General features: G+C 36.4%; 14 protein-coding genes and 2 pseudogenes. 7 read left to right on the top strand and 9 right to left on the bottom strand.

Annotation, left to right across the window (positions count from 1 at the left end; translation table 11 throughout):
- The coding region (locus CJ239_RS05050) for a phage tail tip lysozyme (RefSeq protein ID WP_142366995.1) at nt 1–1257 on the top strand (1257 nt) is incomplete at its 5' end.
- A 34-nt stretch (nt 1258–1291) separates the two neighbouring features.
- On the opposite strand, the gene CJ239_RS05045 is transcribed toward CJ239_RS05050, so the two are convergent.
- The 3 genes from CJ239_RS05045 to CJ239_RS11710 are packed head-to-tail and all read right to left on the bottom strand — an operon-like array spanning nt 1292 to nt 2385.
- Nucleotides 1292–1900 (bottom strand): hypothetical protein, encoded by a 609-nt coding sequence (locus CJ239_RS05045; RefSeq protein WP_033607218.1) that lies wholly within the window; start codon nt 1898–1900, stop codon nt 1292–1294.
- 1 nt (nt 1901) lies between these two features.
- Nucleotides 1902–2066, bottom strand: a complete 165-nt coding sequence (locus CJ239_RS11715) for a hypothetical protein (RefSeq protein WP_000201399.1) — start codon at nt 2064–2066, stop codon at nt 1902–1904.
- A gap of 55 nt (nt 2067–2121) precedes the next feature.
- Nucleotides 2122–2385, bottom strand: coding sequence for a hypothetical protein (locus CJ239_RS11710; RefSeq protein WP_219716978.1), 264 nt, complete (start codon nt 2383–2385; stop codon nt 2122–2124).
- A 142-nt stretch (nt 2386–2527) separates the two neighbouring features.
- On the opposite strand from CJ239_RS11710, the gene CJ239_RS05035 reads away from it, so the two are divergent.
- From CJ239_RS05035 to CJ239_RS05020, 4 genes are all read left to right on the top strand, one after another.
- Nucleotides 2528–2938, top strand: coding sequence for a thrombospondin type 3 repeat-containing protein (locus tag CJ239_RS05035; RefSeq protein ID WP_003041999.1), 411 nt, complete (start codon nt 2528–2530; stop codon nt 2936–2938).
- Between the two features lie 47 nt (nt 2939–2985).
- Nucleotides 2986–9198, top strand: coding sequence for a DEAD/DEAH box helicase family protein (locus CJ239_RS05030; protein WP_180958216.1), 6213 nt, complete (start codon nt 2986–2988; stop codon nt 9196–9198).
- A 74-nt stretch (nt 9199–9272) separates the two neighbouring features.
- Nucleotides 9273–9557, top strand: coding sequence for a DUF5962 family protein (locus tag CJ239_RS05025; protein ID WP_000969637.1), 285 nt, complete (start codon nt 9273–9275; stop codon nt 9555–9557).
- Nucleotides 9558–9570: 13 nt separating this feature from the next.
- Nucleotides 9571–9867, top strand: a complete 297-nt coding sequence (locus tag CJ239_RS05020; RefSeq protein ID WP_102210754.1) for a DUF5966 family protein — start codon at nt 9571–9573, stop codon at nt 9865–9867.
- Nucleotides 9868–10158: 291 nt separating this feature from the next.
- On the opposite strand, the pseudogene CJ239_RS05015 reads toward CJ239_RS05020, so the two are convergent.
- Nucleotides 10159–10364: pseudogene (locus CJ239_RS05015) on the bottom strand (excisionase).
- On the opposite strand from CJ239_RS05015, the gene CJ239_RS12130 reads away from it, so the two are divergent.
- Nucleotides 10348–10599, top strand: coding sequence for a hypothetical protein (locus tag CJ239_RS12130; protein WP_001845478.1), 252 nt, complete (start codon nt 10348–10350; stop codon nt 10597–10599). The pseudogene CJ239_RS05015 and the gene CJ239_RS12130 overlap by 17 nt on opposite strands.
- Before the next feature lie 225 nt (nt 10600–10824).
- Here CJ239_RS12130 and CJ239_RS05005 read toward each other — a convergent pair whose 3' ends face one another.
- Together CJ239_RS05005 and CJ239_RS05000 are read right to left on the bottom strand one after the other, a co-directional pair.
- Nucleotides 10825–11055 (bottom strand): helix-turn-helix domain-containing protein, encoded by a 231-nt coding sequence (locus CJ239_RS05005; protein WP_000857133.1) that lies wholly within the window; start codon nt 11053–11055, stop codon nt 10825–10827.
- On the bottom strand, nt 11052–11474 hold the full coding sequence (locus tag CJ239_RS05000) for a sigma-70 family RNA polymerase sigma factor (protein ID WP_000804885.1): 423 nt from the start codon (nt 11472–11474) through the stop codon (nt 11052–11054). The genes CJ239_RS05005 and CJ239_RS05000 overlap by 4 nt, the downstream gene beginning before the upstream one ends.
- 504 nt (nt 11475–11978) lie before the next feature.
- On the opposite strand from CJ239_RS05000, the gene CJ239_RS04990 reads away from it, so the two are divergent.
- On the top strand, nt 11979–12332 hold the full coding sequence (locus CJ239_RS04990) for a helix-turn-helix transcriptional regulator (RefSeq protein WP_001227347.1): 354 nt from the start codon (nt 11979–11981) through the stop codon (nt 12330–12332).
- 59 nt (nt 12333–12391) lie between these two features.
- Here the strand turns inward: CJ239_RS04990 and CJ239_RS04985 are convergent, their stop codons facing one another.
- From CJ239_RS04985 to CJ239_RS12420, 3 genes and pseudogenes are all read right to left on the bottom strand, one after another.
- Nucleotides 12392–12559: a cysteine-rich KTR domain-containing protein gene (locus CJ239_RS04985; protein ID WP_000336323.1), complete on the bottom strand. Its 168-nt coding sequence runs from the start codon at nt 12557–12559 to the stop codon at nt 12392–12394.
- Nucleotides 12560–12677: 118 nt separating this feature from the next.
- A complete protein-coding gene (gene tet(M), locus CJ239_RS04980) occupies nt 12678–14597 on the bottom strand; it encodes a tetracycline resistance ribosomal protection protein Tet(M) (RefSeq protein WP_000691744.1) in 1920 nt (639 codons plus the stop codon).
- A gap of 15 nt (nt 14598–14612) precedes the next feature.
- Nucleotides 14613–14660: pseudogene (locus CJ239_RS12420) on the bottom strand (hypothetical protein); the annotation flags it as partial.
- Nucleotides 14661–14762: the final 102 nt, after the last annotated feature.

Raw genomic sequence — 14762 nt, 5'->3', positions numbered from 1 at the left:
GGAGAGAATGAGAGTCGATTGACCTTGTATTCCATTCATAATGGCCGTGCGATTGAGGGGACAAGAGTCCTAACGGGTGATGTTATTGGTGAAACACCAGACGATACAGGTTTGAAAGTTTCCTATCAAAAGTATAAGAACAAGAAAGAAAAATTGGTGTATGTCAATCCGCAATTTTATTTTCCCAAAGTCATTCAACTTCAGACAACTATCTTACCAGCCATTGGTCAGTTTGGTGGGGATGAGTTTGAACGAGCAAAACATATTTATGAGTTTTTGAAATCTCAAGGGGCAAGTCCCCAAGCCATTGCGGCAATTTTAGGAAATTGGTCTGTAGAGTCTTCTATTAATCCAAAACGAGCTGAAGGAGATTATTTATCTCCTCCAGTTGGCGCTACCGATTCCTCATGGGATGATGAAAGCTGGTTAGCGATTGGAGGTCCAGCCATTTATAGTGGTGCTTATCCTAATATTCTTCATAGAGGTTTGGGGTTAGGGCAATGGACGGATACTGCAGATGGTTCAACACGTCATACAGCTTTATTAAATTATGCACGCACCCAAAATAAGAAATGGTATGATTTAGATCTCCAACTTGATTTTATGCTTCACGGGGATAGTCCTTACTATCAAAGTTGGTTAAAGGATTTCTTTGGAAATACGGGCAGTGCAGCCAATCTAGCCCAACTCTTTCTGACCTATTGGGAGGGAAATTCTGGTGACAAACTACTGGAAAGACAAACCAGAGCAACGGAATGGTATTACCAAATTGAAAAAGGCTTTAGCCAAACAAATGGAGGACAGGCAAAGAGTGACCCGCAATCCCTTGAAGGGGTTCGTGGAGACTTGTATGATCATTCTGTCCCTGGTGGTGGAGATGGTATGGCCTATGCCTATGGACAATGTACATGGGGTGTTGCGGCTCGTATGAATCAATTAGGCTTAAAATTAAAAGGAAGAAATGGAGAGAAGATTTCAATCATTAATACCATGGGAAATGGTCAAGACTGGGTTGCGACAGCTTCAAGTCTTGGTGGGGAAACGGGTTCCACACCAAGAGCAGGTGCTATTGTTTCCTTTGTGGGAGGTACACATGGCACACCAGCAGACTATGGTCATGTGGCTTTTGTAGAGAAGGTCTATGATGATGGTTCTTTTCTAGTTTCTGAAACTAACTATGGTGGCAACCCTAACTATACCTTTAGAAAAATTTCGCAAGCAGATAGTGCCATTAGTTTTGCCTATACGGTGAAATAAAAGAATCATGTCATCAGTTTAGGTGACATGATTCTTATTTTTTATAGAGTGACATATTTAATGCCATAGGCTGATAAGTTACTTGATGATCGTCTTTAATCAATTGACTGTAAGCAACAAATCCGAACTGTTCATAAAATTGAATGACTTTAGGATGATTGATACTATCTAAAAATACCATCTGAGTTCCTACAATTGCTCGAAATTCTTCAATTTTTTGAATTACAATTTCAAATAACTCTTGTCCTGATAATTTATTTAGCTTTGTGTTTTTGCCGAATTGACCGATAAGTAACACAGGGAGATAATCAATATTTTTGGGACTTTTCCCTTTTAGGACGAGTTTCTTTTTTAAGGATTTCTCTAAATCAGAAATATCAACAACTTTGAGAGATAAACTAAAGAATCCTATGATGTTATTTGTTTCAGTTTCTTCAACGATAAAATTACGAGAACGATGTTGTTTTTCAAAATTGGGAGCTTTATCAGATAGATAAGTCAACATCTCTTCATTACCGTTGAAATCAACATTTTCTAAAATGATAGTTTTAAATAGCTCCTGAACTTGTTTCTCAGTTTTATCAGGAGCCAGCACTTGAATATTTTCAAGATATTGCTTAAGTGGTGTTACTTGAATTGTCATCTTACAGATACTTTGAAATGAGTTTATTTTTCGTTGGAGCGGTAGCGTCTTGTGATTCAATAGATTTCAAGACTGCTTGTAGCTTTTTAGATGGTTTATGATTAAGAATTTTTAGAGCATCTTCGTTTGTTAGTTTTATATCACGTGTTAAACTGATTGTAGCCATTTGTTCTACCTCCTGTTTCTACTTAAATTCATTATAGCTTATTTTGAACAAAAGTTCAATCTGAAGATAGTGTATGTTTTCTATAGTGTATAAATCCAAAATAAGTTTTTCTCTTGCATTTATAGCTCATATTCGTTAGAATAATGGTGTAGATGAGTGGTCGGCTCATGGTCAATCTGATAGTAATCTTGGACATAAGGGCCAAGCGGTGGCGGACACCAGAACGAAATCCGATAGCAATCTTGGACGTAAGGGCCAAGCGGTGGCAGACATCAGAATAAACCGACTGACTAGGTGGCTTACAGGTTCTGTAAGTCATCTTTTTTACTTTGATCGTAACGTTTTATCATTTTAAGGAGAACGAGGTTTTGGCTCGTTCTCTTTTTTGTTGTGATACTTCTTTCAAGGAATATTTGGTAGGATTGGAGTGAAAAAAGATTAACTAGGAAAGAAGGAAGTATATGGAAGCCATTTATCAACGTGATTCGGATCAAGATGGACTAACTGATGCTCAAGAATTAGCGCTAGGAACCAATCCTCTTAGCGCAGATTCTGATGGTGATGGTCGTTCAGATTTAGTGGAAGTAGAAGAAGGAAGCAATCCCTTAGAAAAGGATTTACAAGACATAGACCAAACAAGTATAACTGAACCATCTTCAGTATTTATGGAAATGAAACAAAAGATTTCAGATATGATGGAGAGTCACTACAAGGAATTTATACAGGCTCTTATTAGTATTGAAACAGGGATTGAGAACCAACAAGACCTAGAAGACTTATATACTTACTACATGAGAACAGATGCCGTTTCTCTTTTGTCTAGTGATTTAGAAACCAGTCCTCAAGAGGTTGAAATGGAGATAGAGTTGTAGGGGAATCATGTGATTCTCCTATTTTCGTATAGATGAAAGGAGCGAGTATGGAAGTAATGCAATTATTGGCTATGTTTCGTGGAACAATTCCAAAAGCTAGGGAGAAAATGGACCTATTTCTTCGTTATCAAGCGCAACATTTTGATGAGAAATGGCAGGATTTGGTAGAGAGTTTTTTGACTGAAGAGGGCAAGATAGAAGAGATACCTCATGTCTATTCGTTTCATCAAGACATTGTTTCTTTTCTAGAGGCCAGTTCTGAAAATAATGACCAAGATCTAGAAAGTTACACAAGAAATTTTGGACAAGCAGGTCTAAGTAAATTATCTCAATTAAGTAATTTTGAGAAAAACTTGGTGCTAGAAGTCGCAACCTATAATCTTTCCACTAGATTTTACATCCAATCTGAAAAAGAAAAACTGAAACAACTAAGTGAGCTTGTATGTCATCAGAATCAGGATGTCAATTTAGTCAATGTCTATCGGGTTGCGAATAATCTATCTGACCGTATTAGTAGAGATATAGAGGAATTTCTTCTAATGGTTGATTCCAAAGAACTAAAAAAAGAAGTTCTTGAGATTCATTTTGAAGAAAAAGAGGGAGATGTTCTAGCCTATTTGGGTTCAGAATTGATGGCTACTTTAGATACAGTAACGGAACTTGTCCATCATGAAGAAAACTACATACAACTACCACTGACACAAAAGCTAAAGATTATTACTCATTTTGATGAAGTAAAGGCTAGAAGCGAAAAGTCTAAACAAGTAGAGGATTCCTTATCTCCTTCAAGTGATATTGTACAGGAAACGAAAGAAACGAACTCCTTTTCTAATGTCGATAAAATTGTAGAAGAAGCTTTGAGGGAATATCCAATCGGTTCACAAGTAAGTTATAAAGGACAAATATTTCAGTTGGTTTCGATTGAAAATGCACAGTTAAATGGCTTAGTTCGCCTAGAGCTATTCAATGATTCCAATCAATTATTTGAAGAGAATCCTATCTTATACTTGAACAGTTTGGAAGAGATTGAACAAGTATTGTCTCATGTAGAACTTGAAAAAGAAGATTCAGAGATTGAGATGGATTCATCAAGTGAAAATCAGGAAATAGATTTGTTTTCCTACCTGGAAGAAGAAAATGAAAAGGATAAGGAAACAGAAACGCTTATTGTAGGCATAGAAGAGACGGATGTTCCTGTTCAAGATTTTGTTTTTCCAGATGATTTAGAGGACTTTTATCCTAAGACAAATCGAGAAAAGATTGAGACGAATATCGCCGCAATTGAACTTGTTAAAAGATTAGAAAAAGAGGGACGACAAGCGAATCCAGAAGAACAAGAGCTACTAGCCAAGTATGTCGGCTGGGGCGGTCTTGCCAATGAATTTTTCGATGAACTCAATCCAAAGTATGAAGCAGAACGTTTAACTCTTAAGAGTTTAGTAAGTAAATCAGAATACTCCACCATGAAACAAAGTTCTCTCACAGCCTATTATACAGACCCAATGATTATTCGCCAGATTTGGCAAAAATTACTGGATGATGGTTTTGAGGGAGGGAGGATATTAGATCCTTCTATGGGGACTGGGAACTTCTTTGCGGCTATGCCTAGAAGTATACGAGAGAAATCAGAACTCTATGGGGTTGAATTAGACAGTGTGACAGGCGCAATCGCAAAACAACTCCACCCCAATACCCATATTGAAGTGCGAGGATTTGAAGAAGTGCCCTATCAAAATAATAGTTTTGATTTAGTCTTAACGAATGTTCCGTTTGGAAATTTTCGCATTGCTGATAAAAACTATGATAAACCTTATATGATTCATGATTACTTTGTCAAACACTCACTTGATTTAGTAAGAGACGGAGGACAAGTGTCGATTATCTCATCTATTGGGACAATGGATAAGAGGACAGATAATGTCTTACAAGAGATTAAATCCAACACTCATTTTTTAGGGGGAGTTCGTTTGCCGGATACGGTTTTTAAAAAGATTGCAGGTACTCGAGTGACCACAGATCTCCTCTTCTTTCAAAAGAATCAAGCAAAGAATCTTAATGAAGAGGAACTTGTTTTTAGTGGTTCTATTCTCTTTGAGGAGGATAAGCGTGTCTGGATTAATCCTTATTTTGATGGGAAATACAATACACAAGTTTTGGGTGAATATGAGGTACGTAATTTTAATGGAGGAACTCTCAATGTTAAGGGGGTATCAGAAACATTAGCTACTGACATAATGAAAGCATTCGAGAATGTGGAAGTACCTAAACAAATTGACAATTCTTTGAAAGCACCTGTTTTTATCAAAGAAGAAGTGGATAATTCTATCCCAAGTCGTATACGTGAGGACTTAGCGCTCTATTCTTTTGGCTATGAGGGAAATCAAATTTATTACCGAGATACGCATGGCATTCGGAAAAGTTCAAAAGTAGACGAAATTAGTTATTATGTAGATGAGAAGGGAGATTTTAAAGCTTGGGACAGTTCTTTGTCTGAACATAAAATAGACCGATTCGTGCAACTTCATTTGACAGATGAGGAAGCACTAGATGTTTACAAGTCAGAAGAAGCGAGTAAAAGAGGGAAATATAAGGGACTGTTCAAAAAAACTGTCTTTTATGAAAGTCCCTTATCGGATAAGGATATTGGTCGCATTAAGGGCATGGTTGATTTGAGAGAGACCTATCAATCCTTAATTGAAATTCAACGTCATCAAGATTATAGTCGGACAGATTTTCAGGTATTGCTTAGTAAACTCAATCATAACTATGACCGCTTTGTAAGTCAATTTGGATACTTGAATGCCTCAGTCAATCGGAACTTATTTGATAGTGACGACAAGTATTCCCTACTAGCAAGTTTAGAAGATGAATACATTGATTCTAAAGATCAGAAAGTAAAATATAAAAAATCTTTAGCCTTTGAGAAAGCATTGGTTAGACCAGAGAGAGTGATTGCAAGAGTTTCAACGGCTCTAGATGCCTTAAACTCTAGTTTATCGGATGGTAGAGGGGTTGATTTAGACTATATGGTATCAATTTATCCCGAACATAGCCAAGCTGCTATTTTAGATGAGTTAGGTGACCAGATTTTAATGGATCCAGAAAGCTATTTAAGAGGAGAAAGAAAATATCTTTCTAAGAACCAGTTTTTATCAGGAGACATTCTCAACAAGATAGAAGTAGTTCAACTATTAGTGGAGGAAAACAATCAAGAATATGATTGGAACCATGCTTTAGATTTGTTAGAATCTGTTCGCCCTCCAAGGATTCATCTGGCAGATATTGAGTTTAAAATAGGGTCACGTTGGATTCCCCAATCCGTCTATGGTAAATTTGCCTTTGAATGTTTTACCAATCGTGAATTTGAATTGTCTTCGCCTGATGTTGAACAAGTCATTGAAGTGAATCCTGTCGATGGGCAGGTTCATTTACGGACATCATTTGCTTATCGCTATCCAAGTGCCAAAGATAGTAGTCTTGGAGTCAGTGGCTCACGTTATGATACAGGAAGAAAGATTTTTGAGAATTTACTTAATTCGAACCAACCGACGATTACTATGACTATTACGGAAGGAGAAAAGAAAAAGACCATCACAGATTTGGAAAAAACCTCTGTTCTAAGAGCAAAAGAGCAGCATTTACAAGAGCTCTTTCAAGACTTTGTCTCACGGTATCCAGAAGTCCAACAAGTCATTGAGGAAAGCTATAATCGTCTTTATAATCGAACGGTTAGTCGAGAGTATGATGGTAGCCATCTAGTCATTGATGGCTTGGCACAAAACATCAGTCTTCGTCCTCATCAAGAGAATGCCATTCAAAGAATCGTAGAAGAAAAAAGAGCCTTGTTAGCTCATGAGGTAGGTTCAGGAAAGACCTTGACCATGCTTGGTGCTGGGTTTAAATTAAAGGAGTTGGGGATGGTTCATAAGCCCTTGTATGTGGTGCCCTCTAGTTTGTCTGCTCAATTTGGCCAAGAGATCATGAAATTTTTCCCTACTAAAAAAGTCTTTGTGACTACTAAGAAAGATTTTGTGAAGGCGAGAAGAAAACAATTTGTGTCTCGTATTATTACAGGAGATTACGATGCCATTGTCATTGGGGATTCTCAATTTGAAAAAATCCCTGTCAGTAAGGAAAGACAGATGAATTATATCGAGGATAAACTCAATGAACTACGAGAGATTAAAACACATTCTGAAAATAAGTATACCGTTAAAGAAGCAGAGCAATCAATAAGTGGTCTAGAGAAACAATTGGAAGAACTGCAACGCTTTAATCGTGATAGTTTTATTGATTTTGAGAACTTAGGAATTGATTTTCTCTTTGTGGATGAAGCACATCACTTTAAAAATATTCGTCCAATTACTGGACTTGGGAATGTAGCAGGTATTACCAATACAACCTCTAAGAAGAATGTGGATATGGAGATGAAGGTTCGACAGATTCAGGAAGAACATGATTTTAAAAATATTGTCTTTGCGACAGGAACACCCGTTTCCAATTCTATTAGTGAGTTGTATACTATGATGAACTACATTCAACCGGATATCTTAAAACGCTATCAGGTTGATTATTTTGACTCTTGGGTGGGTGCTTTTGGAGAAATTCAAAACTCTATGGAATTAGCTCCTACAGGGGATAAGTACCAACCTAAGAAACGATTTAAAAAGTTTGTCAATCTACCTGAGTTGATGAAAATCTATAAAGAAACAGCCGACATTCAAACACAAGATATGTTGGATTTACCTGTTCCAGAAGCTCATATTATCCCTATTGAGAGTGAGTTAACTGAAAACCAGAAACTCTATTTAGAAGAATTAGTTATGAGGTCAGATATGGTCAAATGTGGAACAGTTGATCCGAGCCAGGATAACATGTTAAAAATTACGGGTGAGGCGCGGAAACTAGCTATTGATATGCGTTTATTGGACTCTAGTTATAGTCTAGCAGACAATCATAAACTGCTTCAGGTAGTGGATAATGTTGAAAGAATTTATCGTGAGGGAATGGAAAATAAGGCTACTCAGATGATTTTTTCAGATATTGGCACACCTAAGAAAAAAGATAATGGCTTTGATGTTTATTCTGAGATTAAGGCTTTATTAGTTGATAGAGGAATCCCTAGTATGGAAATTGCCTTTGTACATGATGCCAATAGTGATGAAAAGAAGAATAGCTTGTCTCGAAAGGTTAATGCAGGAGAGGTTCGGGTTCTTCTTGCCTCAACTGAAAAAGGAGGAACAGGTTTAAATGTTCAGAGCAAGATGAAAGCAGTTCACCATCTGGATGTACCGTGGAGACCAAGTGACATTCAGCAACGTAATGGACGTATTATCCGACAGGGAAATGAAAACAAGGAAGTGGATATTTACCACTATATTACCAAAGGTTCGTTTGATAATTATCTATGGGCAACTCAGGAGAACAAACTCCGTTATATTAAGCAGATTATGACTTCTAAGGAGCCGATTCGTGCTGCGGAAGATATTGATGAACAGACTATGACAGCTTCTGATTTTAAGGCACTAGCAACAGGTAATCCTTATCTCAAATATAAGATGGAACTAGAGAATGATCTAACTCTATTAGAAAATCAAAGACGCGCCTTTCAACGCAGCAAGGATCACTATCGTCATACAATCTCTTACTGTGAAGAAAATATGCCCATTCTTGAGAAACGATTAAGCAAGTATGAAGGCGACATTCAACAGTCTGAAATGTCGAAAGACCAATCATTTTCTATGACGATAGGTAAACAAGTTTTTGAGCAACGAGCTGAAGCAGGTGAATCCCTACACCGTCTTATCCGTCATAATCAAACTGACAGCAAAGAATTTCGAACCCTAGCAAGTTATCGAGGATTTGACATTAAAATGCTTAGTCTACCAACGAATCAGCCTCTTCCTGAAACCTTCTCTGTTAAGATTGTAGGAGAAAATCAGTATTCTGTCAGTTTGGATTTGTATTCTCCTTTGGGGACAATTCAAAGGCTTCAGCATACGATAGACCACATTAAAGATGACCAAGTGAAAACTCAGAACTTATTGGATGAATTAAAGGATAAATGGACTACTGCTAAGGTAGAAATTGAGAAAAATTTTCCAAAGGAAGAGGATTATCAAACTAAAAAGGCCGAATACGATGTACTCGCGCCATTGATTGAAACAGAAACGGATTTAGATATTATTGATCAGGCCTTACGACAATTCCACGAAAAAGGAAAAGAAAAGCAAGAACAACTTTCTTTTGAATTAGATTAAAAAATAGATATAAATAGCGGACAAGAAAAGAAAAGCGCGGTAAAATAAAGATAGAAAGAAACGAGGTAACGATTATGATGGAAGATACCTATTATCAATTAGAAGAGGCTTTGGTACAGGGATTTCAAACACCTGAAGAATACCAAGCCTACAAGGAGTTAAAGGAACATTATGAGGAAGTGACAGGGGATTACAGTTTTTCTAAACGAGAGCTCACTAGTCAATTGGAAATCGCTCTTCAGAATCATCAAGGTGTGGACTTTGAAGAACATGAAAAAGAAGAGTATTTGGACTTAGTTCAAAAATTAGAAGAGTTTGATTCCTCTCTTGCCACCCATTATCGTCAGTTGATTGATTAGAAAGGAGAAAGTCATGAATGATTTACTCCTTATCCCAGTAATTTTTTTAGCAGTAGGAGGAATTCTCATTCTTTTATGGAGACTCTTTCTTATTGCCAGTGGACTTTTCCTTATTGGTTTTATCAGTTTTCTTATTTTCGTGGAGGTCTATGGAATTTATTTGTTCTTTACTGAACCTAGTTTATATTTTGATGATATCAGACAACATGGTTTAGCTAGTTTTACGTCTGTGTACCTTCTCATCAATCTGATGTTGGTTCTAGGATTCAGTTGGCGCTTCATTAACTCCATAAATAAGAAAAAAATGTGAACTTTTTAGATAGTTAAAAGACTTTATTCAAAGGTAGGTTTGAATAGAGTTTTTTGTTGATGTGCTTATAATCCAGTCTCAATACTCTGTATTAGAAACAAAAAGAGATGAATTAAAATTAAAGTGTACAGAATGCTTTAGAGTTTCTATTTTTCTTATAATATATAGTAATTTCGGTACAAATTAACTTGTATATTCTATCTGGTTTAGTGTGATATATTCATTGTTAAATAAAAATATGAGTTCTCCTCTTATTTTAAAAAATAATTATTTTATAATTTTTTTTTATATTTAGTGTAAACTATTCATTGCGTCCAATGTATCTATAATTTTTTCAAATTGTTTTCGTTTAATCTGAATACGATTGCCATTCATAATCAGCCAATTTGCATTTTTATTTTCCTCTGCCAAGCGTCGTAGCTAATACGAAAATATTTTGACGCTTCTTCAATGGTTAGGGTATAACGTTCCCAAATAGGAATGTCAGTCTGCTTCATAAAATCCTCCTTTCCAAATCACTTATTTGGATTTCATAAAAGTTGTTTTACCAGCAATCGAACAGCTTTAGCAAAGCTCACGGGAGTTCCACCCCTGCATGGTTCTCATGTAGCCATACTCATTGCCTGCGACGGTTTTATCACGCTCGGACTATTGACTGTATGGGAGTATCATTATCACGATAAGAATGTCGTTGCAGGCAATCCTGCTAAAGATTGCTTCTCGGATCACTAACATGAATCGCTCGCTATCTTTATAAGATAGGTCATGGCGGTTAGTTCCGTTGGCTCTTTTCTTATCGAAACGTATTCGATTACTTTTATTCAGTTTTCAAAGAACAATGGCTCGTTAGCCTATCAAAACACATTGAAAGCTCAATATGCTTTGGTGGAATAACAAACCTCCCTGTTCGGGAAGCGTGGAATGGTTTAGCACGCTTCCACGAAAGGAGAGAGGATATTACTTAATTTCAAATGACAAAATCTTTGTAATCAGTCTGGTTTCCATTCTTCCACGTAAGACTTCATCAACGACCATACTTTGATTGCCATATTCATCTTTCATAAGTCGTAGGGAACGCTTCGTTATGTACCCTCTGTAATGATGTAGAATCTGGTTAATCGCTTCGGTATCGCCATCTGTTGCCTTTACAATGAGAGGAAAGGGAATCATAGGATATTGTGTTTTCATTCTTCAAATTCCTCCATAAACTTTTTAATTAAGGCTAGTCCACTGGTTCTATGCCGATAGACAGTAGAACGGTTCAATTTCAACAGGTCTGCAATTTCTGAATCGCTCATGTCCATAAAGTAAAACAGCAGTAGAATTTCACGTTTCTTGTCTGGCAACTCACGTAATGCTTCACTCAACAAATCATTTTCAACGCCTACTGATAACCCATTGAGTGTAAAAATCTGAAAGTCAGTTGAATAGTTATCTGTTGTCGCAAACTGGCTAACAAGATAATCGCCAACATCCGAAAAGGACACCTCACGCTTTGCAATCCTTGAAAGATAAAGCATATAATTCTTTCGCTCGTCTTCCATAGCACGTTTACAGATATAGTCAAACTGATTTTCTATTGTGGTCTGAAAAGAAGATGGTTTCATGTTTCTCACCCCCTTTCTGTCTAGGAAAGGAAGTGAGCCTTGCTCGTTTATCTCCTTTCACTCTTAGTCCCAATGTGAAAGGGGGATTTGTTGCATTACTGATAAATAAACTTTGTAAAAAAGTTCTGAATAGCCAAAAAAGCATATAAACAGATTTATTTCTCTGTTTACATGCTTCTGTTATTCTATCTATATGATTTATAAAACCACATTGGTGGACGTACTTATCTATTGCAGATAGACGACTTTTTTTGACAAGAACCCAATGTAAGGAAATTTATTGTATATGATGTACTTCATGGCGACGTTGACCTCCAACAAACCGCCATTTGGAAGTAATATACAATATTTTAACAGCGTAAATAGCACTACCATATAACGGTTTTTTTTATTGGCGTTTAGTAGTGCTTTTTATTAAATATAAACCTATAAACCATATAACACGTTTTTCTATACCTGTTTTTAATTCAGTAGGAACAATAAAATGTATAGAGGTGGTCTACTATGCGTAAAAAAGAAGATAAATATGATTTTAGAGCCTTTGGTTTAGCCATTAAAGAAGCTCGATTGAAACGAGGTTTAACTCGTGAACAAGTGGGAGCATTGATTGAAATTGACCCACGGTACTTAACTAATATTGAAAATAAAGGGCAACACCCCAGCATACAAGTTCTTTATGACCTTGTATCGTTACTTCATGTTTCCGTTGATGAATTTTTCTTACCTGCTAATAACTTGGTAAAAAGCACCCGACGATTACAGATAGAGAAATACATGGATAGCTTTACAGACAAAGAACTATCCTTAATGGAATCTTTAGCCAGCGGTATCAACGAAGCAAGAAACATCGAAGACTAATTAAAAGAATCCATACATAACGGAAAGAGCCGATAAAATGAGATTGTATTAATCTCATTTTATCGGCTCTGCGTCTTTGCGTCTGGCTCTGTAATCACAGTTACTTTGAACTGCTTTATTTCAATTAAATTTTCTTGTCTGCATTTCGGACAATAGAGGGGGAATTTTTTTAATTCAGTATCTTCCCTTATCTTTAATCGTGTTTTATTTCCACATACAGGACACAATATCCACTTGTAGTTTATAATAACTATCTCCTCCTTTACACTTTAATTCAAATCTTTATTAAAAAATATTTCATCTTATTTAACAAGAAACCATATTTATATAACAACATAAAATACACTAAGTTATTTTATTGAACATATATCGTACTTTATCTATCCGACTATTTGGACGACGGGGCTGGCAAACAGGTTCACCGGTAGTAACATGGTACCCTTTTAACTCTGTTAAACAAACACTACGTCCATTTGTAAAGAAAGTTAAATCACTACGATATTCTTGAATACACCGAGCAGGGATTTCTCCACTAAGAATGACCTCATTATTTTTCAATTGAGTGTCTACGATGTTCGCACAATATTTAGGAGCATCGTTGTATGCTCGTGAAAGATATTCCTGTGGCGCATAAATTTTAAAACTAAGATATGGCTCTAACAATTCTGTTCCAGCTTTTTTTAAGACTTGTTCCAATACAATAGGAGCAAGCATCCGAAAATCTGCTGGGGTACTAACAGGGCTATAGTATAAGCCATACTTAAAACAGATTTTACAGTCCGTCACATTCCAACCATATAATCCTTGTTCGCAACCATAGCGTATCCCTTCCATAACTGCATTTTGAAATGATTGATTTAAGTATCCAAGAGAAACCGAGCTCTCATACTGCATTCCACTTCCCAACGGAAGCGGTGATACAGATAAACCAATGGAAGCCCAGAAAGGATTTGGCGGCACTTCGATGTGAATGGTATACTCTGCTTTTTTTAACGGTCTTTCCATATAAATGACTGTAGGCTCTTTTATTTCTATCTCCACATGATACTTTTCTTGCAGCAGAGCACAAGTCACTTCCATTTGTACTTTCCCTAAGAAAGAAAGTATGATTTCATGTGTCGCAGAATCCACATAATATCGCAGAAGCGGGTCACTGTCGGAGATTTCTAAAAGTGCATCAAGTAACATTTCCCTTTGTTGAGGTTTGCTCGGTTCAACAGTCGTTTGCAGCAGAGGGAGGGGATTTTCAATTCTCTCTCTCTGTGGCAATAGCTTTGTATCTCCAAGAACACTATTTAACTTCAAAAACTCATTCTGCAAAATAACAATTTCCCCGGAATAAGCCTTATCGATTTTACATAATTCACCATTTATTGAAGTATACATTTCTGTAATTTTTATTTTTTCCTTTTCCGATATTCTAACCGAATCTCGCAAATGCAGTACGCCACTATAAAGACGTATATATGCAAGACGCTGTCTTTTTTCCGAATACTCAATTTTGAAAACTTTTCCGCAAAGTTCAGACTGACCTCGATGTGTTGATGAATAAAATTTATTCGTAATCACTTCTATAAGGTTATCAATCCCTATATTGTTTTTTGCACTTCCGTGATAAACAGGGAACAGAGAACAATTCTGAAATCTTATGCTTTCCTCTTGTTCGAGTTCCAATGCTTCTAATGATTTACCGGACATATATTTCTCTAAAAGGTCATCGTTTCCCTCTATTACCGTATCCCATTGTTCAGATTCGGTAAAGTTCGTCACACACATATTAGGATACAGTTCTACCTTCTGTTTGATTACAATTTCGGCAGAAAGTTTCTCTTTAATATCCTGATAAACCGTTGATAAATCAATTCCATTTTGGTCAATCTTATTGATAAAAAAGATTGTGGGAATCCCCATTTTCCTAAGTGCATGAAATAATATACGAGTTTGTGCTTGTACGCCATCTTTTGCAGAAATCAGTAGAATTGCCCCATCTAAAACTGATAATGAACGATATACTTCTGCTAAGAAATCCATATGTCCTGGCGTGTCTATGATGTTCACCTTCGTATTTTCCCACTGAAAAGAGGTTATTCCTGTCTGAATTGTAATTCCTCTCTGACGTTCTAAAAGCGTATTATCCGTCCTCGTTGTACCTTTGTCCACGCTTCCTAATTCTGTAATCGCTCCACTGTTATATAATAAGCTTTCTGTTAAGGTAGTTTTTCCTGCATCAACATGAGCTAAAACTCCAATATTAATAATTTTCATGTGATTTTCCTCCATTCAAAAACCCAAAAGGGCATAAAAATCCCAGTGATAAATACTTTTATCACTGGGATTTTTATGCATAACCATAGGTATACAAAGCATACAGATATTCTCTGGATACTTTAGAATCACATGATAAAGGTATTCTTAAACTGGGTACAAAAA

This window comes from Streptococcus sp. UMB0029, assembly GCF_002871495.1.
In the GTDB taxonomy this organism is placed as follows: Bacteria; Bacillota; Bacilli; order Lactobacillales; family Streptococcaceae; genus Streptococcus.
This window is presented reverse-complemented; position numbering and strand designations above follow the sequence as displayed.

Excerpts from the sequence above, each read along its gene's own strand:
- CJ239_RS05045 (WP_033607218.1), bottom strand. The coding sequence starts at position 1,900 with ATGACAATTCAAGTAACACCACTTAAGCAATATCTTGAAAATATTCAA.
- CJ239_RS11715 (WP_000201399.1), bottom strand. The coding sequence starts at position 2,066 with ATGGCTACAATCAGTTTAACACGTGATATAAAACTAACAAACGAAGAT.
- CJ239_RS11710 (WP_219716978.1), bottom strand. The coding sequence starts at position 2,385 with ATGACTTACAGAACCTGTAAGCCACCTAGTCAGTCGGTTTATTCTGAT.
- CJ239_RS05035 (WP_003041999.1), top strand. The coding sequence starts at position 2,528 with ATGGAAGCCATTTATCAACGTGATTCGGATCAAGATGGACTAACTGAT.
- CJ239_RS05030 (WP_180958216.1), top strand. The coding sequence starts at position 2,986 with ATGGAAGTAATGCAATTATTGGCTATGTTTCGTGGAACAATTCCAAAA.
- CJ239_RS05025 (WP_000969637.1), top strand. The coding sequence starts at position 9,273 with ATGATGGAAGATACCTATTATCAATTAGAAGAGGCTTTGGTACAGGGA.
- CJ239_RS05020 (WP_102210754.1), top strand. The coding sequence starts at position 9,571 with ATGAATGATTTACTCCTTATCCCAGTAATTTTTTTAGCAGTAGGAGGA.
- CJ239_RS12130 (WP_001845478.1), top strand. The coding sequence starts at position 10,348 with ATGTCAGTCTGCTTCATAAAATCCTCCTTTCCAAATCACTTATTTGGA.
- CJ239_RS05005 (WP_000857133.1), bottom strand. The coding sequence starts at position 11,055 with ATGAAAACACAATATCCTATGATTCCCTTTCCTCTCATTGTAAAGGCA.
- CJ239_RS05000 (WP_000804885.1), bottom strand. The coding sequence starts at position 11,474 with ATGAAACCATCTTCTTTTCAGACCACAATAGAAAATCAGTTTGACTAT.
- CJ239_RS04990 (WP_001227347.1), top strand. The coding sequence starts at position 11,979 with ATGCGTAAAAAAGAAGATAAATATGATTTTAGAGCCTTTGGTTTAGCC.